The 22,285-nt window shown below is 72.0% G+C and carries 19 protein-coding genes; 13 read left to right on the forward strand and 6 right to left on the reverse strand.

Translation table 11 applies throughout. The features are described from left to right. Positions 1–106 precede the first annotated feature (106 nt). Positions 107–2,212, reverse strand: coding sequence for a hypothetical protein (locus C3488_RS05440; RefSeq protein WP_103838144.1), 2,106 nt, complete (start codon positions 2,210–2,212; stop codon positions 107–109). Positions 2,213–2,369: 157 nt separating this feature from the next. After that, on the reverse strand, positions 2,370–3,335 hold the full coding sequence (locus C3488_RS05445) for an isopenicillin N synthase family oxygenase (protein ID WP_181138893.1): 966 nt from the start codon (positions 3,333–3,335) through the stop codon (positions 2,370–2,372). Between the two features lie 373 nt (positions 3,336–3,708). Here C3488_RS05445 and C3488_RS05455 point away from each other — a divergent pair, with 373 nt between their 5' ends. Then, positions 3,709–4,665 carry a DMT family transporter gene (locus tag C3488_RS05455; protein ID WP_103838147.1) on the forward strand — a complete coding sequence of 319 codons (957 nt, stop codon included), beginning with the start codon at positions 3,709–3,711 and terminating at the stop codon, positions 4,663–4,665. Here C3488_RS05455 and C3488_RS05460 read toward each other — a convergent pair. Both C3488_RS05460 and C3488_RS05465 read right to left on the reverse strand, forming a co-directional pair. After that, positions 4,553–5,443: a LysR family transcriptional regulator gene (locus C3488_RS05460; RefSeq protein WP_103838148.1), complete on the reverse strand. Its 891-nt coding sequence runs from the start codon at positions 5,441–5,443 to the stop codon at positions 4,553–4,555. The two genes, C3488_RS05455 and C3488_RS05460, sit on opposite strands and share 113 nt — an antisense overlap. Next, the gene (locus tag C3488_RS05465; RefSeq protein ID WP_103838149.1) at positions 5,443–5,838 is read right to left on the reverse strand and encodes a PLD nuclease N-terminal domain-containing protein; all 396 of its coding nucleotides are present in this window, start codon (positions 5,836–5,838) and stop codon (positions 5,443–5,445) included. The genes C3488_RS05460 and C3488_RS05465 overlap by 1 nt, the downstream gene beginning before the upstream one ends. Positions 5,839–6,028: 190 nt before the next feature. On the opposite strand from C3488_RS05465, the gene C3488_RS05470 reads away from it, so the two are divergent. From C3488_RS05470 to C3488_RS05510, 9 genes are all read left to right on the forward strand, one after another. Continuing rightward, a complete protein-coding gene (locus C3488_RS05470; RefSeq protein WP_103838150.1) occupies positions 6,029–7,486 on the forward strand; it encodes a menaquinone biosynthesis decarboxylase in 1,458 nt (485 codons plus the stop codon). After that, the gene (gene mqnP, locus C3488_RS05475; RefSeq protein WP_103838151.1) at positions 7,483–8,385 is read left to right on the forward strand and encodes a menaquinone biosynthesis prenyltransferase MqnP; all 903 of its coding nucleotides are present in this window, start codon (positions 7,483–7,485) and stop codon (positions 8,383–8,385) included. Before C3488_RS05470 ends, mqnP begins: the two co-directional genes overlap by 4 nt. A gap of 246 nt (positions 8,386–8,631) precedes the next feature. After that, positions 8,632–10,917 (forward strand): glycosyltransferase family 39 protein, encoded by a 2,286-nt coding sequence (locus C3488_RS05480; protein ID WP_103838152.1) that lies wholly within the window; start codon positions 8,632–8,634, stop codon positions 10,915–10,917. A 153-nt stretch (positions 10,918–11,070) separates the two neighbouring features. Beyond that, positions 11,071–11,760, forward strand: coding sequence for a UbiX family flavin prenyltransferase (locus C3488_RS05485; RefSeq protein ID WP_103838153.1), 690 nt, complete (start codon positions 11,071–11,073; stop codon positions 11,758–11,760). Between the two features lie 103 nt (positions 11,761–11,863). Next, positions 11,864–12,319 carry an Lrp/AsnC family transcriptional regulator gene (locus C3488_RS05490; protein WP_103838154.1) on the forward strand — a complete coding sequence of 152 codons (456 nt, stop codon included), beginning with the start codon at positions 11,864–11,866 and terminating at the stop codon, positions 12,317–12,319. 41 nt (positions 12,320–12,360) lie between these two features. Then, on the forward strand, positions 12,361–13,524 hold the full coding sequence (gene mqnE, locus C3488_RS05495; protein WP_103838155.1) for an aminofutalosine synthase MqnE: 1,164 nt from the start codon (positions 12,361–12,363) through the stop codon (positions 13,522–13,524). Between the two features lie 8 nt (positions 13,525–13,532). After that, on the forward strand, positions 13,533–14,057 hold the full coding sequence (locus C3488_RS05500; RefSeq protein ID WP_103838212.1) for a GNAT family N-acetyltransferase: 525 nt from the start codon (positions 13,533–13,535) through the stop codon (positions 14,055–14,057). 106 nt (positions 14,058–14,163) lie between these two features. After that, positions 14,164–14,463, forward strand: a complete 300-nt coding sequence (locus C3488_RS05505; protein WP_103838156.1) for a DUF4229 domain-containing protein — start codon at positions 14,164–14,166, stop codon at positions 14,461–14,463. 217 nt (positions 14,464–14,680) lie between these two features. Then, positions 14,681–15,370, forward strand: a complete 690-nt coding sequence (locus C3488_RS05510; protein ID WP_103838157.1) for a TetR/AcrR family transcriptional regulator — start codon at positions 14,681–14,683, stop codon at positions 15,368–15,370. Between the two features lie 84 nt (positions 15,371–15,454). Here the strand turns inward: C3488_RS05510 and C3488_RS05515 are convergent, their stop codons facing one another. Next, positions 15,455–16,327, reverse strand: a complete 873-nt coding sequence (locus C3488_RS05515) for a MaoC/PaaZ C-terminal domain-containing protein (RefSeq protein WP_103838213.1) — start codon at positions 16,325–16,327, stop codon at positions 15,455–15,457. Then, complete coding sequence (locus C3488_RS05520; RefSeq protein WP_103838158.1) at positions 16,327–17,628, reverse strand: 3-oxoacyl-ACP reductase; 1,302 nt, start codon at positions 17,626–17,628, stop codon at positions 16,327–16,329. The genes C3488_RS05515 and C3488_RS05520 overlap by 1 nt, the downstream gene beginning before the upstream one ends. Positions 17,629–17,909: 281 nt before the next feature. Here C3488_RS05520 and C3488_RS05525 point away from each other — a divergent pair, with 281 nt between their 5' ends. From C3488_RS05525 to C3488_RS05535, 3 genes are all read left to right on the forward strand, one after another. Further along, positions 17,910–19,844, forward strand: coding sequence for a long-chain fatty acid--CoA ligase (locus tag C3488_RS05525; RefSeq protein WP_103838159.1), 1,935 nt, complete (start codon positions 17,910–17,912; stop codon positions 19,842–19,844). Positions 19,845–19,988: 144 nt separating this feature from the next. After that, entirely contained in the window at positions 19,989–20,996 is a 1,008-nt protein-coding gene (locus C3488_RS05530) for a DUF1259 domain-containing protein (RefSeq protein ID WP_103838160.1), read from the forward strand. Between the two features lie 72 nt (positions 20,997–21,068). Then, positions 21,069–22,274 carry a cytochrome P450 gene (locus C3488_RS05535; protein ID WP_103838161.1) on the forward strand — a complete coding sequence of 402 codons (1,206 nt, stop codon included), beginning with the start codon at positions 21,069–21,071 and terminating at the stop codon, positions 22,272–22,274. Positions 22,275–22,285: the final 11 nt, after the last annotated feature.

The following is a 22,285-nucleotide window of genomic DNA, read 5'->3' on the forward strand; positions in this document are numbered from 1 at the left end:
TCGTACGGTCCGCGGAGACCACCCCGGCCACCCGCACCACCCGGCCCACCCCAGCCATCCCCAACACTGCGGCCACACCGACCGCACCGGCCCGTCGTCGCGCCGGTCATCCCCGGTCCCCGTCCTCGTCGTCGCCGGGGATGCGCAGTGGCCGTCCGGCCAGCGCGTCCGTCGGCCAGTCCCGCGAGGCCCGCCACAGCAGGGCGGTGCCCGAGGGGTGCAGGTTCGACAGCTGTTCCAGTTCGAAGCGCAGCCGCTCGGCCACCTTCACATCGGGCAGCACCAGCGGGTCGGTCAGCTGCCACACAGCGTGCAGCAGCCGCCGCACCCGCAGGTGCAGGACGGGGTCCACGCCCTGCGGCGGCCGCTGTTCGGCGTCCGTACGGCCGAGCGCGACGGCGGCCCGGTGGTCGTGGTCGTGACCGCCGTCGAAGTCCCGGCCCTCGGGGTCGTGCGCGTGGTAGTAGGGCGCGGACGCGATGAAGACCAGCGCGGACAGCCAGGTGCCGACATCCGTGCCGGTGAAGGTGTCGCGCAGATGGGCCACGGCGAAGTCCGCCTTGCCGAGGGCGAGTTCGTGGTGCAGCCGGTAGCGGGCGGCGTCCGCCCCGCCCTGCTCGCCGTAGTGGTCGACGAGCGCGCGGTGCGCCGCCTGCCACTGGGCGTGGCCCGCGTCGAGGTGGTGCAGCCGCAGCAGGAGCAGCGCGCGCAGGAACGGGTCCCCGACGAACTGTCCCGGCGCGCTCGGCCGGCCCTCCGCGGCGAGCCGTTCCTCCAGTCCGAGCACCCCGGCCGCGCCGAAGTCGTCCGGGAGGCGGTCCCGGGCGAGCGCCAGAGCGGACGGGCGGTCGTGGGCGGCCGCGAGCACGGTCAGCTCGTCGAGCCGGCCGCCCGGCACCAGCCGGTCCAGCAGCTCCTGGTAGGCGGGGCGGCCGTCGTGCTCGTCATGGACGGTGACGTCCCCGGTGAGCAGGGCGCCGAGGGACGCGGCCCCGCGCGGCAGGTTCTGCCGCGCCGACTCCGCGAGCAGGGTGATGCCGAGCGGGTTGCCGCCGGTGAGCCGGTGCGTGGCGTGCGGAAGTTGGGGCGGTACGTCGACGCCCCGGCAGACGGCGCCCACGATGTGCAGGGTGTCGTCGGGCTTGAGCGGCGGCAGCGACACGAGCAGCGCCCGGGAGGACGGGGAGGCGCCGGGTTCCCAGCCGGTGGTGCGGGCGACCTCGGTCAGGGTGCGGCGGGCCGCGTTGCGCAGGGCCGGGTGGGTGTAGCCGCGCAGGGCCGCGAAGAAGACGACCTGGTCGCGGATGCCGTCCGCGCGGTCACGTAGAACGCACTCCAGCAGGCCGCGTCCGGCGGGCTCCTGCACGTTGTCGATGAGGATCACCGGGCGGCCGACGCGGCGGGACCGCTGCACCACACCGGCGTAGGCGTCGTCCAGGTCGGCCAGCAGGGCCCGCACGAGATGGCGCTCGGCGTGGGTGCGGGAGTCGCCGCCGGCCCGGAAGTGCCCGGACAGCAGGATGAGCCCCAGCTTGGGGTTGCCGCCCGCGTTCGGGTAGTCGCGGTACCAGGTGGCCGCCCTGCGCAGCCGGCGGTGGGTGGGGGAGACGCCCTCGCTGAAGGACTCCAGGGTCGCCTCGATGATCGGCTCGACGACGGGCCCGGTGTTCGACATGGACGCGATCAGCTTGGCGACCACCTTGCTCACCCAGCGGCCCGCGAAGCCGTCGAGGAAGGACCGGGAGTCGTTCAGCAGGAGGATCCGCTCGGCCTCCTGCCGGATGCGCGGTACGTCCCGGTCGCCCCAGCCGCCCGCCGCGACCGCGAGCAGCCCTGAGGCGAGCCGCGGGAACCCGATCCGCCGGGCGCCCGTGACGGGCTCGGCGAGCTGCTCGGCGACGGTGGTCAGCGCCTGAGCGACCGGTGACCAGACCTCGCCGGGCCGCTCCGGCGGCGGCCCGGCGAACTGGGGCTCCTCACCGTCGATCAGCGCGACGGGCGTGTGCCCCTGGTAGGCGGCGCGCACCTCGGCGAGGGTTGCGCTCTTGCCGAGTCCGCGACCGCCCGCGAACACCACGAACGGCAGGTCGCCGTCGTGCTCGTACGGGCAGGAGCGCAGCTGGTGGGGTCGCAGGCCGACGAGCCGCGAGGCGAGCCCGGGCGGCTCGGTGTCGAACAGAGGCTCCCGGCCGTGCAGCCGTCTGTCGTCCACCGCATCTCCCCCCGGCGCGGTCCGCTTCGATGTGCTGCTGTGAGCTGTACCCAGAAGTGAGGTATACCCAGACCACTGTTGAAAAATGGGGAGTTGATTCGGACCGGTGCACAGCACGGCCGTCGGGTTGCGGAAATCTTCCGGTGTTGGCCGATTCTCAGCCCACTGTGATCGAGTCCAGCTTCTGCCGCAGATACACGTGCGAGTCCACGGGCTCGTACGCCACCCGCCCCACCGGCGCCGGCACCGACTCCACGATCGTGCCCGGGGTGCACTCGCCGAAGTAGACGAGCGACATCAGCTCCTCGCCGGGGGCCTCGGCCGGCGGCGGCAGGACGCGGTGGCGGCCCGAGCGCCAGCGGTCGCCGGTCCAGCGGGCCATCAGGTCGCCGATGTTGATGGTGAAAGCGTCCGGGTCGTACGGGGCGTCCTCCCAGCCGCCGTCGTCCGTCCACACCTGCAGACCGCCCTTGCCCGCCTGGCGGTCCAGGATCGTGACGGTGCCGAAGTCGGTGTGCGGGCCGATGCGGAACTGGCCCGGCTCCGGCTCACCGACGACCTCCGTGCCCGGATACCAGTTGATGTTGAAGCCGTACGTCGGGTGGCCCATGTGTCGGGTGAAGAAGTCCGGTTCCAGGCCCAGCGCCTCGCCCAGCAGCGACAGCAGGCGGCTCTCCAGCCGTGCCATCCGCGCCAGGTACTCCTCGCACAGCCCGCGCAGTTCGGGCACCTCGGCCGGCCACACGTTGGGCGCGTACCACTCCGCATCGACCTCCGGGTCCCCGAACGGCTCCTGGGTCGCGAACGTCAGCGACTCCTTCAGGTCGGGCGGGGTCTCGGTGCCCTCCGCGTAGCCGTTGGCCTCGGCTCCGGGACCGAGCCAGCCGCGTCCGCCGACCTTGGCCGCGTACTTCTCCTTGACCTCGACGGGCAGGGCGAAGAAGCCCCGCGCGGCGGCACGGATCCCCGCGCGCAGAGAGGTCTCCACGCCGTGCCCGGTGACCAGCAGGAACCCGGCGCTCTGCAAGGCCTCGTCGACGGTACGGGCGATCCGGGCGCGGGCGTCCGGGGCGCCCTCCAGCCAGGGGCGCAGGTCGATGGTGGGGATACGGGGTTCGCTCACTGTGGTGCTCCCTGCCCGAGTCGATACCGACGTCCTCAGTCGTACCCCGGCGGGAGCGCGGCGGCCCGCCCGGCCCGGGTCCGGGCGCCGTCGCTCCAGCCTTGCGGGCTACTGGCCGCCCAGCAGCCCGAGGACCCTGTTCACCGCCTCCGGGACCGGCGCGCCGACCGCGGCGGCCGTCGCGGCGATCCCGGCGACCGCCGTCAGCGCGCGGTGCCGGGAGGAGACGTCAGGAGGACGCCACCCGCAGCAGCAGTCGGCCGCGGACGACGTGGCGGCCGCCTCGACCCATCGACGGCGCCGATGGGCCCATCGGCAGCACGCCCCACCAGCGCCTGGACCGGCGCGTCCGCCCCCTCGTAGCGTCCAGGACATGACCCCTGAGACCAAGGGCACGGCCCAGCTGACGACCGCCATGGTGCTCTCCGGCACCCTCGGTGTCTTCGTCGTCGAGTCGGGCGCCTCCCCCTTCGACGTCGTCTTCTTCCGCGTCCTGTTCGGCGCGCTCGCCCTCGGCGCCTACGTCACGGCCCGCGGCTGGCTGCGCGGCCACGGCTTCACCCGCCGCACCCTGGCCCTCGCCGTCCTCGGCGGGGTGTTCATCGTGTTCAACTGGGTGCTGCTCTTCCAGGCGTACCGGAACACGTCCATCTCCGTGGCGACGGTCGTGTACCACACGCAGCCGTTCTACGTCGTGCTGCTCGGTGCCCTGCTGTTCCGCGAGCGGCTCACGGCCGCCAGGCTCGGCTGGGTGGCCGTCGCCTTCGCGGGGCTCGTCCTCGTGTCGGGCGTCACCCCGAGCGACTTCGGCAACGGCGGCTCGTACCTGGTCGGGGTGGGACAGGCGCTCCTCGCCGCCCTTCTGTACGGGCTGTCCACCCTCGTCACCAAGCACATCACCGGCGTACGGCCACACCTCATCGCCCTCGTGCAGGTACTCGTCGGCATCCCGCTGCTGCTGCCCTTCGCCGACTTCGGCGCGATGCGGGGGCAGGGCGCGGACTGGGGTTGGCTGGTCGGTCTCGGCGTGATCCACACCGGGCTGATGTACGTCCTCATGTACGCCGCCTACGCCCAGCTCCCGACCTCGAAGATCGCCGTGCTCGCCTTCGTCTATCCGGCGGTCGCGATGGTCATGGACTGGGCGGTCTACGGCCACCACATCGGGCTCGTCCAAGCGCTCGGCGTCCCGCTGATCGTGACGGCGAGCCTGAAGGTCACCCTTGCCCGGCCTGTTCCGACACCAGCCTCCGCGCCTGCTCCACGAACAGCCGCGCGTGCGCCGGAAGCCGCTTCCCGGCCCGCCACGCGAGCTGCGTGCGAAGCGTGAACGGCGGCTCCCACAGCAGCCGTACGAGCACACCCTCCGCGAGTTCGGCGGCGACCGTCGTCTCGGGCAGCAGCGCGATCCCGAGGCCGGCCGCCGCCGCGCGCTTGGTGGCCTCGATCGTGCCGAACTCCATGAAGTCCACCGGCGCCAGAGCGGTCAGCTCCCGCTCGAACAAATCCCGGTAGGCGCAACCGGGTTCGGTGGCGAGCAGGGACTCCCGCACCAGGTCGGAGAGGGCGACCCGCTTCCCGGCGAGCGAGTGCCCGGCTGCCGCCACCAGCGCCAGCGGCTCCACCGCCAGCACCTCCGACTCCAGCCCGGCGTGCTCGGTCTCCTCCTCCATCAGGAAGCCCAGGTCGTACGTCCCCTGCCGGAGCGCCTGCCGGGTCTCGTCGCCGATGGTGGTGCGCAGCGCCAGGCGCACCTTGGGGTAGCGGTGGTGGAAGAACTCCAGCAGCGGGGGCAGCCGGTAGGACGTCAGCGACTCCATGGTGCCGACGGTCAGGGTGCCGGCCGGTTCCTCGGCGCCGGTCACCGCCGTCCGTGCCTCCTCGCTCAGCTCGATGATCTGCCGGGCGTAGGGCAGCAACCGCTCGCCCGCCTCGGTGAGCCGGATGCGGCTGCCCAGCCGGTCGAACAACTCGGCACCCAGCGAGGACTCCAGCGCCCGGATCTGGGAGGTCACACTGGACTGCGCGTACATCAGCTCGGCCGCGGCCCGGGTGAAGCTCAGGACGGTGGCGACCTTCTCGAAGGTGACGAGCAGCCTCAGCTCCATCAGTCGGCCGCGGGCCCCTCGCCCCGCTCCCGGCGCCGCAGTTCCTCCTCGCGGCGGCGCAGGTCGGCCTCCCACTCCTTGAGCAGGGCCTCGTCCTTCTTGTTCTCTTCCTTGAGGGACCTCAGGAACTCGGGGTTGTCGTCGGGTGCGACAAAGGCGGTGCGGTGGTTGCGGTGCCACTCGGAGGGCGTGGAGCCGTTCGGGGCGGGGCCGCGGTGCTTGCCGGCCACCAGCCAGGCGATCGGGCCGACCAGCACCTCGCCGAAGAGCAGGATGATGATGACCCAGACCACCTTGGGCAGCCCGCGCACCTGCTCCTCGGGGGTGTTCAGGCAGTCGATGAAGGCGTATATCCACAGCGCCAGGACCAGCAGGAACGGCAGATACCTGAACATGGTGGTGCGATCCCCCAGGAGACGGCGAGGGGCGTGCGACAGGCCCCGGTGACGGGGTCAGGGTAGCGGGTGGCCGCTGTGCGGTTCCGGGGGCCGCCGCGTCCCACAGCCGCTCCGCCGCGGGCCGGACCCCGGCCGAACCGCCGGGGCGCCCGGAGTTCCGAACCGGCTCTCGGCGATACTGGGACGCATGGCTTACGACGATCTTCGGTCCCTGCTCCGGGCGCTGGAGCGCGAGGGAGACCTCAAGCGCATCAAGGCAGAGGTCGACCCCTATCTGGAGGTCGGGGAGATCGTCGACCGGGTGCAGAAGTCCGGTGGCCCCGCGCTGCTCTTCGAGAACGTGCGCGGGTCGAGCATGCCGCTGGCGATGAACGTGTTCGGCACCGACCGGCGGCTGCTGAAGTCCCTCGGCCTGAAGTCGTACGACGAGATCTCCGAGAAGATCGGCGGCCTGCTCAGGCCCGAACTGCCGCACGGGTTCGTCGGGGTGCGCGAGGCCTTCGGGAAGCTCGGCGCGATGGCGCACGTGCCGCCCAGGAAGGTGAAGGCCGCTGACGCGCCCGTCCAGGAAGTGGTGCTGCACGGCGACGACGTCGACCTCGACGTCCTGCCGGCCCTGTTCACCTGGCCCAAGGACGGCGGCTCCTTCTTCAACCTCGGGCTCACCCACACCAAGGACCCCGAGACCGGGATCCGCAACCTCGGTCTGTACCGCCTCCAGCGCCACGACAGGCGCACCATCGGCATGCACTGGCAGATCCACAAGGACAGCCGCAACCACTACCAGGTGGCGGCCCGGCGCGGGGAGCGGCTGCCGGTCGCCATCGCCTTCGGCTGCCCGCCCGCCGTGACGTACGCCGCCACCGCGCCGCTGCCCGGCGACATCGACGAGTACCTGTTCGCCGGGTTCATCGCGGGCAAGCGGATCGAGATGGTCGACTGCAAGACCGTGCCGCTCCAGGTCCCGGCGAACGCCGAGGTGGTCCTGGAGGGCTGGCTGGAGCCCGGCGAGATGCTGCCGGAGGGGCCGTTCGGCGACCACACCGGCTTCTACACCCCTCAGGAGCCCTTCCCGGCGCTGACGATCGACTGCGTCACCATGCGCCGCCGCCCGCTGCTCCAGTCGATCGTCGTGGGCCGCCCGCCGACGGAGGACGGACCGCTCGGCCGCGCGACGGAGCGGTTCTTCCTCCCTCTGCTGAAGATCATCGTGCCGGACATCGTGGACTACCACCTGCCCGAGGCGGGGGGCTTCCACAACTGCGCGATCGTCTCGATCGACAAGAAGTACCCCAAGCACGCCCAGAAGGTGATGCACGCCGTCTGGGGCGCACACATGATGTCTCTCACCAAGCTGATCGTGGTCGTCGACTCCGACTGCGACGTCCACGATCTGCACGAGGTCGCCTGGCGCGCCCTCGGCAACACGGACTACGCCCGCGACCTCACGGTCGTCGAAGGCCCCGTCGACCATCTCGACCACGCCTCCTACCAGCAGTTCTGGGGCGGCAAGGCGGGCATCGACGCCACGAAGAAGTGGCCCGAGGAGGGCTACACGAGGGACGGCGGCTGGCCCGACATGGTCCTGTCCGACCCCGATACGGCGGCGAAGGTCACCCGCCGCTGGAAGGAGTACGGCCTGTGAGCAGCGCCTCCGCCGCGATTCCGCAGCCCGGACGCACCAAGGCGTTCCTGCGGCTTGTGATGATCGAGCACTCCGTCTTCGCCCTGCCCTTCGCGTACATCGCCTCGCTGACCGCGATGTACCAGTGGGACCGGAACATCCACTGGGGACGGCTGCTCCTCGTCACGGTCGCCATGGTGGGGCTGCGCACCTTCGCCATGGCCGCGAACCGGATCATCGACCGCGAGATCGACGCCCGCAACCCGCGCACCGCCCACCGCGAGCTGGTCACCGGCGCGATGACGGTGCGGCACGCGTGGACCGGTGCCCTGATCGCACTGGTCTTCTTCCTGGGCGCCGCGGCCCTGCTCAACCCGCTGTGCCTGGCGCTCGCCCCCATCGCCGTGATCCCGATGGTGGTGTATCCGTACGGCAAGCGGTTCACCAACTTCCCGCAGGCCATCCTCGGTCTCGCCCAGGCGATGGGCCCCGTCGGCGGCTGGCTGGCGATCAGCGGCAGGTGGGACTGGGACGCGGTGATCCTCGGCCTCGCCGTCGGCATCTGGATCGGCGGCTTCGACCTGATCTACGCCTGCCAGGACGTGGAGACGGACCGCGAGACCGGAGTCCTGTCGGTGCCGGCCCGCTTCGGCATTCCGGCGGCCGTCTGGGGCGCTCGCGCCTGTCACGCCGTCACGACGGCACTGTTCGTCTGGTACGCGGTCGTCACCGGCGCCGGCTCTTTCTTCTGGCTGGGCCTGGTGATCGTGGCGGGCGCCTTCCTCTACGAGCACACCATCGTCCGCCCGCACGACCTGACCCGCCTGAACCGGGCCTTCTTCAGCGTCAACGGGTTCATCGGCATCGCCCTGTTCGTGTGTGCGCTGCTGGATCTGCTGGTGCGCGGGCTGACGGTCTGAAAGGCGTGGATCCGGAAGCCGTGGACACCGGGAGCTGCGCGCCCTGAAAGCTGTGCGGCCCAAAAGCTGTGCGCCCACTGTGTTATTCATGTGGGCCGGGTGTGTACAGGGCCGGTAATGGGCGGGACTTCACTGATTGAAATGTCGTCCGGCCGGGTTAAAGAATCGTCCTGATTCTGGCGAGAACTTTCTCGAAACGGGCCTTTTCGGTGGGGCGGGCGCGCCTGTGCCCCAAGACTGCTGTGCATGGCTACGACAGTCCTCATCCCGCCCACCGGTTCCGTTCGCCGCGCGCCGTGGCGTTCGCCGGCGGATCAGCCGTCATACGCGCGCCCGGCGCTACTGGTCATCCTCGCGCTCGCCGCCGTGCTCTACGCATGGGGGATCGACCACAGCCAGTACCACACGTTCTATGCGAACGCCGTCCGCAGTATGACGGAGAGTTGGAAGGCTTTCTTCTACGGCTCTTTCGACCCCGGGAATTCCATCACGCTCGACAAATTGCCGGGATTCCTGTGGCCGCAGGCGCTTTCCGCGCGCATCTTCGGATTCCATCCGTGGGCGCTGATCCTCCCCCAGGTCCTCGAGGGGGTGGCGAGCCTGCTGGTCCTGCACCGGCTGGTGCGCCGCTGGGCGGGCGTGAACGCGGCGCTGGTCGCCTCCACGGCGTTCCTGCTGACCCCGGTGGCCGTGGGGCTCTACCGCACCGCCGTCGAGGACCCCGCCTTCACGTTGTGTCTGCTGCTGGCGGCCGAGGCCACCCAGCGTGCCGCCCGGGACGGCCGGCTGCGCCCGCTGGTGCTCGCCGGTGTGTGGGTCGGGCTCGGCTTCCAGGCCAAGATGCTGGAGGCGTGGGCGGTGCTGCCCGCGCTCACCCTGGTGTACCTCGTCTCGGCGCCGATCACGTGGCGGAGGCGGCTGGCGCACCTCGGCGTGTCCGCGGTGGTGATGACCGCCGTGTCGGCGTCCTGGATGCTCGCCGTCACCCTGACCCCCGCCAAGGACCGGCCCTATGTGGATGGCACCACCAACAACTCCGCGTTCAGCATGGTGGTCGGCTACAACTTCCTGAACCGCTTCTCCTCCCTCGGCGTCAGCGCGGCCTCCACGGGCAGCGTGAGCGCCACACAGGGCGGCGGAGGCGGCCGGGGCGGCCCGTGGCAGGCAGCAGGCCCGGCGCAGGAGACCCGCCCGGCGCAGGGGACCGGCCTGGCGCAGGGGACCGGCCGGACGGGCGGCACCGGAGTCGGCGGGGGCGCCCGGTACCGCCGTACCGTGACGGGCGCCGCCCTGGGAGCCGGGACGAACGCGCTGCACCGGACCGGCGGCCGGGGCGGTGACCAGAACGGCTGGTCGAAGATGTTCGGTACGTCGCTCGCCTCGCAGACCGGCTGGCTCTACCCGATCGCCGCCGTCGCCGTCGTCTGCGGTCTGCTGTGGCGCCGGGGCAGGCCGCGCACCGACCGGGCTCGTTCCGGATTCCTCCTCTGGGGCACGTGGCTGGCCACGTACTTCCTGGTCTTCAGCGCGGGCAGCGTGGCCGGCCACACGTACTACATGGGCGTGATCGCCGTACCGCTCGCCGCGCTCACCGGCGGCGGCGTCGCGCTGATGTGGCGCGCCTACCGCGCCGGCGGCCGTCGCGCGTGGGCGCTGCCGGGCGCGGTGGCGGCGACGGCGGCGTGGAGTGCGTACCTCGCCGGCCAGTTCCCGTCGTTCCTGCCGTGGCTGGCGCCCGTGGTGGGAATGCTCGGTCTCGGCGCCGTCGTCCTGTTGGTGCGGGCCCGTCCGGGTCGTACGCCCTTCGGCGGCCGGCTCGCCCTCGCCGGACTGGCGGCCTCCCTCACGGCGGTGCTGCTCGCGCCGAGCGCGTGGGCGGTGCAGGTGTTCAACCCCTCCTACGGCAGTTCCGGCATGGGCGCGGTCGGTCCCTCCGCCGCCGACCGCGGCCGCGGCTCGGTGGTCTCGGCGGCCGGCCGGACGGGCCGACCGGCCTGGGGCGGCGGCGCGACGCGCGGCACCACGGCGGCCCGCGGCGGCAGGGGCGGCTTCGGCGGCGTGGGTGGCTTCGGCGGCATGGGCGGCTTCGGCGGCTTCGGCGTGCAGGGCGGACTCACCGTGGCCGAGCGGAAGGTGCTCGACTACACCACCGCGCACCAGGGCTCGGCCGCCTATGTGTTCGCCACCACCAGCTGGAACGGCGCGTCCCCGTACATCCTCGCCACCGGTGCCCACGTCCTGCCGCTCGGCGGCTTCAGCGGCAGGGTGCCGTTCCCGACGCAGGCGCAGTTCCGGGAGCTGGTCGACACCGGCAAGGTGCGGTACGTGCTGCTGGGCGGCGGCCGCGGCACGGGCGCCCTGTTCGGCGGCGGTGGTGGGACGACGGCCACGGCGCAGATCACCGACTGGGTCCGCTCCGCCTGCACCCCGGTCCCGGCCTCGGCGTACGGCGGCACGGACTCCGCCGCCCCGGGCACGGCCGGCGGGGCGGTCGCGGCCCAGACGCTGTACCGGTGCGCGCCGGGCCATTGACCGGCACGCGCCGGGACGGCCCCTCTGCTCGTGGGCGGAGGGGCCGTTCTGATGAGCGGGTTCCGGTACCGGGCGAGGAGGCAGGCGGGCGGGGGCTGCGGGAACCGCCCCTTGGCCCGTTCCTGCCCCGCGGCGCCGGATAGGCTCGGTGTCGTGAACCCAGCCAAGCCAGGAGAGACGCCGCGTACGCCTTGGATCGTAGGGGTGTCCGGCGCCTCCGGCACCCCGTATGCCGCCGCCGTGCTGCGCGGACTCCTCGCCGCGGGCGAGAGCGTCGACCTCGTCGTCTCCCGTGCCTCGCGGCTCACCCTGCTCGACGAGACCGGGATCGCCTTCCGGGACGCCCACTGGCGGGAGGACCTGCGCGAGTGGCTGGGACGGGGCGCCGACGGAAAGCCCGGGACGTTCGTGGTCGACGTCGACGGGGACCGCGTGCGGCACTGGAGCGCCGGTGACCTGGCCGCAGGGCCGTCCTCAGGGTCGTACCCGTCGAAGGGCATGCTGATCGTGCCCGCGTCCACGGCGTGTGTGGCGGGGGTCGCGCTCGGGTTGTCCAAGGACCTGTTGCAGCGGGCCGCGAGCGTCACGCTCAAGGAGGGACGGCGCCTGGTCGTCGCCGTGCGGGAGACCCCGCTGGCCGGGCAGACCCTCAAGCAGCTGGTGGCGCTGGACGAGGCGGGCGCGGTGGTGCTGCCCGCGTCACCGGCGTTCTACGCGGGGGCCACGCACATCCAGGACCTGGTGGACTTCGTCGCGGGGCGGGTGCTGGACGCGGCGGGGGTGCCGCACCGGCTGTACCGCCGCTGGGAGGGCGAACTCGGCGGTTCCCGGCCCGTCCGGTGACCGTCTGCCCCCATGAGCACCAGGCAGCAGCACAGCACCACTCATCACTTCAGGAACTCTGCAGATCTCTCATCGGATCTCTTCATCGGAAGGCTTCGATCGCATGGACGCGGTGGACAGGCAGCTCATTCAGGCCCTGAGGGAGAACGGCCGGGCCTCCTACGCGGAGTTGGGGCGCCTCGTCGGCCTGTCGGGACCGAGCGTCACCGACCGCATCAACCGCCTGGAGGCGGCGGGCGTCATCACGGGTTACCGCGCCACGGTGAACGCCGCCTCGCTCGGCCTCGGAGTGACCGCCCTCATCGGCATCTCGCTCTCCGACGCCGCCGACCACGAGGACGTGGCGCGCCGGCTGAAGGACCTGCCCGAGATCGAGGACTGCTGGTTCATCGCCGGCGACGACTCCTTCATGCTCAAGGTGCGGGCGACGGACGTCGACGGCCTGGAGAAGATCATCCGTCGGCTGTCGGGCACCCAGGGCGTCTCCCGGACCCGTACCACGATCGTGCTGTCGACGAAGTGGGAGAACAGGGTCGGGGACCTGCCGGAAGAGGCGTAGGTCTACGGTTGACGGAGTCTGTCTCAGAAAGAGGTATCCGCATGGACGTCGGGCTCAAGCGCGAGCTGGAGGACAAGGTCCGCTCCGGTGAGCGGCTGACCCGTGAGGACGGCATCGCGCTGTACGAGTCGGACGACCTGGCCTGGCTGGGCGGCCTCGCGCACGAGGTGCGGACGCGTAAGAACGGTGACGTCGTGCACTTCAACGTCAACCGCCACCTCAACATGACCAACGTGTGCACCGCGTCCTGCGCCTACTGCTCCTTCCAGCGCAAGCCGGGTGAGAAGGACGCGTACACGATGCGCATCGAGGAGGCGGTGAAGCTCGCCAAGGCGATGGAGTCGGAGAACCTCACCGAGCTGCACATCGTCAACGGCCTGCACCCGAACCTGCCGTGGCGCTACTACCCGCGGTCGCTGCGCGAGCTGAAGAAGGCGCTGCCGAACGTGTCGCTGAAGGCGTTCACGGCGACGGAGATCCACCACTTCGAGACGATCTCCGGTCTTTCGGCCTCCGAGATCCTGGACGAGCTGATCGACGCCGGTCTGGAGTCGCTGACCGGTGGCGGCGCGGAGATCTTCGACTGGGAGGTCCGGCAGCACATCGTCGACCACCGGACCCACTGGGAGGACTGGTCGCGCATCCACCGCCTGGCGCACGAGAAGGGTCTGAAGACCCCGTGCACCATGCTGTACGGCCACATCGAGGAGCCGCGCCACCGCGTGGACCACGTGCTGCGCCTGCGCGAGCTCCAGGACGAGACCGGCGGCTTCCAGGTCTTCATCCCGCTGCGCTACCAGCACGACTTCGTGGACATGAAGGACGGCAAGATCCGCAACCGTCTCCAGGCCCACACGCAGATGGCGACGGGCGCGGAGGCCCTGAAGACGTTCGCCGTCTCACGCCTGCTCTTCGACAACGTCCCGCACGTCAAGGTCTTCTGGGTGATGCACGGCGTCCAGACCGCGCAACTGGCCCTCCAGCACGGAGCGGACGACATGGACGGCTCGGTCGTCGAGTACAAGATCACGCACGACGCGGACGACTTCGGCACGCCGAACAAGCTGACCCGCGAGGACCTGCTGGAGCTGATCCGCGACGCCGGGTTCCGGCCGGTGGAGCGGAACACGCGGTACGAGATCATCCGGGAGTACGAGGGCCCGGACCCGGCGCGGCGGGAACAGCCGCAGCCGATGAGGGTGTGACCCGGCCGGTGGCTCTCGATTTCACGCTCGACCCCGCCATGACCCCTGCCCTCCGCGACGGGATCCTCGGCCTCTGGGTCGATGTGACCAACGCCGGGGGAGCGGTGGGGTTCGTGGCGCCGGTCACCCCGGACGCGATACGCCCCGAGCTGCTGAAGCACCTGATGGCCATGAGCGAGGGGCGCAGCCGGCTGCTCGTCGGGCACGACGATGACGGGCGGGTGGCCGCGACCGCGTTCCTCACCTTCAACACGCACCGCCTGATGACCCACTGGATCTGGCTCTACACGGTCATGGTCCACCCGCGGCACCAGGGCAAGGGCTACGGCCGTGACCTGCTGGCCGCCGCCGCGGACGCGGCCTGCGGTCTGGAGGGCATAGAGGCGATACGGCTCACCTGCCGCGGCGGCCTCGGCCTGGAGCGGTTCTACGGCTCCTGCGGCTACAAGGAGGTCGGCCGGGTCCCTGGGGCGATCCGGGTGGCCCCCGGGGACGACCGCGACGACGTCACCATGCTGCTGCCTCTGGGGTGAGCGGGGTCGCGCGCACCCCACTGCAAGATCGGGTGCCCGGCGTGCTTCACTGGACGGTGCCCTTTGGGAACGTTCGGAACGGATCGGAACGGAAGAGTGGATTGAGATGCTCCGATACACGCTGATGCGCCTCGGCATCCTCGCGGGCTGCCTCGTGGTCGTCTGGGGCCTCGTCTACTCGGGCATCGCCCCGCGCGGCCTCGGCGCCTCCAACGGCCTGTGGATCGTCATGCTGGCCCTGGTGATCTCGGCGCCGATCAGCTTCGTGGTGCTGCGCAAGGAGCGGGACCGGGCGTCGGTGCAGATCGTGCAGCGGGTGGACCGTATGAAGGCGAACCTCGAGGCCAACCGCAGCCAGGAGGACGTGGCCGACGACACGGCACGGGCGCAGGGGCAGACTTCCTGAAAGCGCGCGTCACAGTGGGCCGACCGTAGGGTCTTTCGTCTGGATCAGGACGGGCTCGCGGGGCCTGGCACGCACTCCCCCACTGCCTTGACGGCGCCGGCGGCGTTGTCGTCGGTCGCCGACTCCCCCACGCTCGGACACGCTCGCGCGGGGGCACCCCCATGGCCCCGCTCCCTGATCCGGCCTGACCCAAACGAAAGACCCTAGTCTTGCCCGCATGGGTTCCGTGAAGACCAAGCGGATGCCGCGGGCCGTGCGGGAGCAGCAGATGCTCGACGCCGCCGTGAAGACCTTCGGGCAGCGCGGCTACATGGCCGCCTCCATGGACGAGATCGCCGAACTCGCCGGTGTGTCCAAGCCGTTGGTGTACCTGTACCTGAACTCCAAGGAATCTCTCTTCAGCGCCTGCATCCGCCGCGAGGCCGCCGCCCTCGTCGAGGCGGTCCGTTCGGGCGTCCGGCCCGGGACCGGCGCCGACCGCCAGCTCTGGGAAGGGCTCCAGGCCTTCTTCACGCACACCGCGCGGAACCCGGACGGCTGGGCCGTCCTGCACCTCCAGGCCCGTACGCACGGGGAACCCTTCGCCGCCGAGGTGGCCGCGATGCGCGAGGAGATCGTCGCGTTCGTCACCCGGCTCATCGCCGCCGCGGCCCGTGACGGGGGTACCCGCTGCTCTCACGGAGTCGGGAGCTTGGGGGATCATGACGACCCGGACCTGTCCGAACACGAGGTCGCCGGGCTCGCCGAGGCCCTGGTCGGGGCCGCCGAGTCGCTCGCTGCCTGGGCCAACGTCACGCCCGGTGTCTCCGCCCGCCAGGCCGCGGCGACCCTGATGAACTTCGCCTGGGCCGGGCTGGGCAACCTCATGGAAGGGCGGCCCTGGACACCACCGATCACGGTCTCCTGAAGGACCGGCTCGGACGATCACGCGGGCGTGGGCCGACGGCCGCCCCGCTGTGCGGACTGCTCGTCCGCCGGGTGGCGTGACGCCTCAGGCGGCGAGCGGGAGCACCCGTCCCTCCACGTGCACCTTCCCCCGCTCTCCCCTTCGCTCGAGCGGGTGCGCCCCCGTCCCGCTCCGCAGCTCGAACCGCCCGTGTCCGTCCGCCGCGTAGGTCACCGTCCCCGGCAGCGGCACCGGAGCCCGGAACTCGGCCCGCACCCGCACCGCCTCCGGCGCCCTGTGCGCGGCGAGACAGCGGGCCACCGTCCACATGCCGTGCGCGATGGGCCGTGGGAACCCGAACAGGCGGGCGGTGAACGGGTACATGTGGATGGGGTTGCGGTCGCCGGACACGGTGCCGTAGCGCCGGCCGACGTCTCCGGCCAGGTGCCACTCGGCGACGGCGGGCAGGGGCGTGTGTTCCGCTCGCTCGGCGGGACTCCCCGCGGTGCGGTGCCGTGCCAGATACGTGCTCGTCGACTCCCACAGGACGTCCTCGCCGCCCCGCACCTCGGTGACCACCGATGCCTCGGTCCCGCGCCGGTGCGGCGCCAGCCCGCCGATGTGCACGGCCAGTTCGTACTCCCCGGCGACCGCCGGCGCCCGGTACCGGGTGATCTCGATCGAGGTGTGGACGAGGCCGAGCAGCGGCAGCGGGAAGCCCCACTCGCTCATCAGCCGCATGGCCAGCGGGAAGCCCAGCACATGCGGATAGGTCAGCGGCAGTGCGTCGTCGCCGGTCGCGAATCCGCACACGCGCTCGTACGCCGCGAGCCGCGCGAGGTCGATGCGCAGCGCGGGCAGGACGAGCCGGTCGCGGGGGAAGTCGGTGTCCGGACGGGGGCGTTTGAAGGGGGACAGCAGGGCGCCGCGGGCCAGGAGCGGAGCGAGCGCGGGGGGCCCGGTGAGGACGACGGACATCACGCCCCCAGCAGGCTCTGGCCGCAGACGCGAACGACCTGCCCGTTGACCGCGCCCGACGCCGGGTGCGCGAGCCAGGCCGTGGTCTCGGCGACGTCTGCCGGAAGACCGCCCTGCGCAAGGGAGTTCATCCGGCGCCCCGCCTCACGGATGAACAGCGGTATAGCGGCCGTCATCCTCGTCTCGACGAACCCGGGCGCGACCGCGTTCACCGTCACTCCGTGCTCGGCGAGCGCACGCGGCGCGAGGGAGCGGACCAGGCCGACGACGCCCGCCTTGGCGGCGCCGTAGTTCGTCTGTCCGGCGTTTCCGGCGAGCCCCGCGATCGACGCGGTGGCGACGATGCGCCCACCAGGCTTGATCGTCCCGGCCTTCAGCAGCGCGTCCGTCGTCCGCAGCACGCTCGCCAGATTGACGTCGAGGACCGGACTCCAGTGCTCCACGGGCATGTTGACCAGGCGCCGGTCGCGGGTGATCCCCGCGTTGTGGATCAGCACGTCCAGGCCGTCCGGGAGTGCGGAGGCGATGCGCTCACCCGCGTCGGCGGCGGTGATGTCGAGCGAGAGGGCCCTGCCGCCGAGCCGTTCGGCGACCGACCGGGCCTCCTGCGCGGCCCGCGGTACGTCGAGTACGACGACCCGGGCTCCGTCCCTGGCCAGCGTCTCGGCGACCGCCTCGCCGATGCCCCGGGCGGCGCCGGTGACGAGGGCGGTGCGGCCGGCGAGGGGGCGGTCCCAGTCGGCGCCGACCTCCGCGGAGGTTCCCACCACGATCAACTGGCCGCTGACGTAGGCGGACTTGGGGGAGAGGAGAAAGCGCAGGGTCGACTCGGCGGCGGCGGCGTCCGTCAGCCGGACGAGGTTCACGGTCCGCCCGCGTCCGATCTCCTTGGCGAGGGAGCGCACGAACCCCTCCAGCGCCTGCTGGGCCGCGGCCTGGTGGTGGTCGGCGGGGTCGAGGGGCGCACCCAGGACGACGACCCGGCCGCTGCTCGTGACCGACCGCACCACGGGGTGGAGCGCCGCGTGCACCTCGGCGAGCGAGCCGACGTCCCGCACGCCGGTGGCGTCGAGGACGACGGCGGCGGGGTCGTCCCGGCCGGGTGTGAGCCCCGTCCGGCCGAGAACGGGAGCGAGGTCCAGGCCGGACCTGCCGGCCGTGAGGTGGAGCAGCGGGCCGGACAGGGCCGGCCGCTCGGGCGACCAGCGCTGCAGGGGCGCCGGCTGCGGCAGCCCCAGGCGGCGGGTCAGGAAGCGGCCGGGCGCGGTGCCGGCGAAGCGCAGATAACGGTCGGTCGTCATGGCAGCTCCCTGCTCGTCCAGTGCTTACTCCAGAGTAAGGTTACCCGCGGTAAGGCTGCGTCACCGGTGACCCTGACGGCACGTCAAACCCATGGGCGAGTCCTGCACAGCCCCGTCCCCGGACCCTCCCCGAACCCGCACAGAGCCCCCACGCGGGCGCCGTACGATCGCGGTCCTAACCGGCGGTAACAGCGAGCCGCTGCCGCGGGTGAACATCTCGGTACGCACCGCGCGTACCTATGCAGCACAGCAGTGTGTAGCTGCAGGCCCCAGGAGCTGCCATGCCCATCTCGTACTCGTCCGCGCCCGTGCCCGCCCCCGTCGACCTCGACCACGACGGCCGCCCGGTGCTCGTGGAGCCGGAGACCCGGCGGCTGAACGGGGAGGTCCGGGAGGCCTACGTGCCGCCGCTGGTGCCGCCGGTGACCCACGGCTCGCTGGCCGACCTGCCGTTCGAGAACGCGAGCGAGGCGCCCGGCCACCGGGTGCTCAGCCGCCGGGACGCGGACGGCGGCTGGACGGATGTGACGGCGGCCCAGTTCGCCGACCAGGTGCTGGCCCTGGCGAAGGGACTGATCTCCGAGGGCCTGATGCCGGGCGACCGGATCGCGGTCATGGCGCGCACGATCTACGAGTGGACGCTGCTGGACTTCGCGGCCTGGGCGGCCGGCCTGGTCACGGTCCCCGTCTACCCCACCTCCTCGGTGATCCAGATCCGTTGGATCCTCCAGGACTCCGGCGCGGTGGCCCTGATCACGGAGACGGTCGGCCAGGCTTCGGCCATCGGCCCGGAACGCCACCGCCTGCCCGACCTGCGCCACGCCTGGGTGATCGAGAAGGGGCACGTGGAGCGGCTGGCCGAGCTGGGCGCGGCGGTCCCCGACCAGGAGGTGACCGTCCGCCGGGGCGTGCTCGGCCCGGACACCCTCGCCACCCTCGTCTACACCTCGGGCACGACCGGCCGTCCCAAGGGGTGCGCGCTGACACACGGCAACTTCCTTGCGGAGGTGGACAACGCGACCCGGCTCCTCTACCCGGTCTTCCACGCCAGGACGAGCGAGGAGCCGTCGACGCTGCTGTTCCTGCCGCTGTCGCACGTCTTCGGCCGTATGGTCGCGGTCGCCTGCATCCGCGCACGGGTACGGCTCGGGCACGCGCCCAGCCTGAAGGCGGAGGACCTGCTGGCCGACCTGGCGAGTTTCCGGCCGACCTTCCTGCTGGTCATCCCGTACATGCTGGAGAAGGTCTTCAACAACGCCCGGGCGGCGGCCGAGCGCGGCGGCCGGGGAGCGCTGTTCGACCGCGCGGTCTCGGTGGCCCGCCGCTACGGCGAGGCGCTGGAGGCCCGGCAGCACGGCACCGGCCCCGGCCCGAGCCGCGCCCTGAAGGCGGCCCGCGCCTTCTACGACCCGCTCGTCTACCGCCGCATCCGCGGCGCCCTGGGCGGCCGGCTCCGCCACGTGATCAGCGGCGGCTCCCCGCTGGGCGTCCCCCTCGCCGCCTTCTACGCGGGCGCAGGCATCGAGATCTTCGAGGGCTACGGCCTGACGGAGTCGACCGGCGCGGCCACCGTCACGCCTCCTCTCAAGCCCCGGCTGGGCACGGTGGGCTGGCCGCTGCCCGGCACCCGGGTGCGGATCGCGGCGGACGGCGAGGTGCTGCTCTCCGGCGGGCAGGTCTTCCGCGGCTACTGGGAACCGCACGCGGGCGGCGTCGTCCCGGCCACCCCCGACGGCTGGTTCCCGACGGGCGACATCGGCCGCCTGGACGACGAGGGCTACCTCACGATCACGGGCCGGAAGAAGGAGATCCTGATCACCGCGGGCGGCAAGAACGTGGCGCCCGCCCCGCTGGAGAACTGGCTGCGCTCCCACCCCCTGATCTCGCAGTGCCTGGTCGTCGGCGACGGCCGCCCCTATGTCTCCGCCCTCCTCACGCTCGACGTGGACGGCATCACCCACTGGCGCCGGATGAACGGCAAGCATCCCGTCCCGCCGGAGCTGCTGGTGGGGGACGCAGAGCTCGACGCGGTCCTGCAGCGCGCGGTGGACGAGGCCAACAAACTCGTCTCCCGGCCCGAGTCGATCCGCCGCTTCACGGTCCTGCCCGTGGACTTCACCGAGGAGGCCGGGCATCTGACGCCGTCGATGAAGCTGCGCCGCGAGGCGATCATGCGGGACTTCGCCCGGGAGGTGGAGGAGCTGTACGCGCAGTAGGGCCCGTGCGTCACGCCCCGCCGGCGACGGATTCACCCGTTCGAGAACGCCACTAGCCCACCTGGCCGCAGGCGGCGGCCGTGCTGGCGGCGGTCCGGGGCCCCCCGTGCTTCCATCGCGTCCAGAGGCGTCGAGGAGGCTCACATGATGGCCGATGATCCACAGCAGGACACCCACGCCCGATCGGGTGCACCCCGGCGGCGCGTGCTGGCCGCGGCCGCCGCGCTGGCGCCCGTGCTGGCCGCCGCGCACACCGCCCCCGCCCGTGCCCTGCCCGCCGCGGGGGACCACGGACACCGGGACGGGCCGGTCAGTCCGGTGCGCACCGGCCTCGCGGACTGGGCGGACGTGGCCAAGGCGCTGGGCCGCGGCGGCGACATGAAGCGCGACCTGATGTACCACACGGGCCTGCCGCGCCGGGACCTGTCGGTGATCTCCGAGGGCGTCCTCGTCAAACCCGAACTCGCCCTGGGCTCCCACGTGTCCTTCGTCCGCTACGCCGACGGCAGCACGATGACGATGGGCGACCTGGTGGTCACCGAGCGGGAACTGCAGCCGTTCCTCGACGTCCTCCAGCAGCACCGGATCGCGGTGACCGCGCTCCACAAGCACCTGCTCTCCCAGATGCCCGACATCTGGTGGGTGCACGTCCACGCGCACGGCCACGACCCGGTGACCGTGGCCCGCGGGCTGCGCGCGGCGTTCGACCGTACCGGCACCCCGCCCCCGCAGCGTCCCGCACCGTCCGGCCACACCCTGGACACCGCGGGCATCGACGCGGCGCTGGGCGTCAAGGGAACCTACGACGACGGGGTCTACAAGAGCCTCTTCATCCGCCGCGAGACCATCACCGAGGGCGGCATGGCGCTGCCGCCGGGCCTGGGGTCGACCACCGCCTTCAACTGGCAGCCACTGGGCGGCGGCCGGGTGGCGATCAGCGGCGACGTGGCGATGGTCGCCGAGGAGGTCCAGAACGTCCTCGCGGCCCTCAGGCGCGCCAAGACCCAGCTGGTCGAGCTGCACAACCACGGGCTGAGGGACGAACCCCGCCTGTTCTTCACCCACTTCTGGGCCGTCGGGGACGCCGTCACGCTGGCCCGGGGCCTGCGCCCCGCGGTGGACGCCACCAACGCGGCTCCGGCCGGCGCTTGAAGAGACGTCATCCCCCCGCTTCCGGTACCGCCGGGGGCCAAGCAGAGCACGTGGACGAGGGAGAACCCCGCGATGACCCAGAGCACCGAGCCCATGATGTGCCCGTTCGACTTCAGCGAGGGTCTGGAGTTCGATCCCGCGCTCGCGGAGCTGATGGCCCGCGATTCCATCACCCGTATCCGGCTGCCGTACGGCGACGGCGCCGCCTGGCTGATCACCGACTTCGAGGGCGTACGGCAGGTGACCACCGACCAGCGGTTCAGCCGGGCGGCGATCATGGGCCACGACTATCCGCGGCTGACCCCGGAGCCCATCGTCTCCCCGGAGTCCATCAACGTGATGGACCCGCCGCACAGCAGCCGCCTGCGCCGCCTGGCGTCCCAGGGCTTCGCCCGGGGACACGTGGAGCGGATGCGGCAGCGGATCGTCCGGCTGGCCGACACCCTGCTGGAGGAGATGGCCGAGCAGGGGCCGCCCGCGGACCTCGTCCAGCACCTGTCCAACCAGCTCCCGCAGCAGACCATCTACGACGTCCTCGGCATCCCCCGCGAGGACTGGGCGCGGATGCAGGAGTACGCGCACCAGTTGCTCGAGACCGGGCCGGACAGCCGCGAGACCGCCGCGAACGCCAAGGCCGCGCTGCGCTCCTACTTCCTGGAGCAGGTCGAGCAGCGGCGGCGCACACCCGGGAACGACCTGATCAGCGCGCTGGCCGCGGCCAAGGACGGCGACGACGTCCTCGACGACGAGGAACTGGCGGTCATGGCGCTGACGCTGGTGCTCAGCGGGCAGGACACCGCCACCTGCCAGATCAGCGACATCTGCTACCTGCTGCTGACCCGGCCGGAGCTGATGGAACACCTCAGGAGCCGTCCGGAGTCCCTCACCGACGTCATCAACGAGCTGCTCCGCTACATCCCGTTCCGCAAGGGGGTCGGCATCCCCCGGGTGGCGCTGGAGGACGTCGAGATGGACGGCGTACGCATCCGCAAGGGCGACTTCGTCCACGTGTCGTACCTGACGGCGAACCGTGACCCGAAGCGCTACCCGGACCCGGACGTCATCGACCCGGAGCGGCCGCCCATGCCTCATATGACGTTCGGCTGGGGCGGCCACCGCTGCATCGCCGTACCGCTGGCCATGGCGGAGCTGGAGGTGGCCATCGGGCGCCTGGTGGAACGGTTCCCGACGCTGCGGCTCGCCGTGCCGGCGGAGGAGATCCGCTGGGACACGGAAACGATCCGCCGCTTTCCGCTGGAGCTGCCGGTGACCTGGTGAGGCGCGGCCGG

The sequence above is a fragment of the Streptomyces sp. Ru72 genome (assembly GCF_002920635.1).
In the GTDB taxonomy this organism is placed as follows: domain Bacteria; phylum Actinomycetota; class Actinomycetes; order Streptomycetales; family Streptomycetaceae; genus Streptomyces.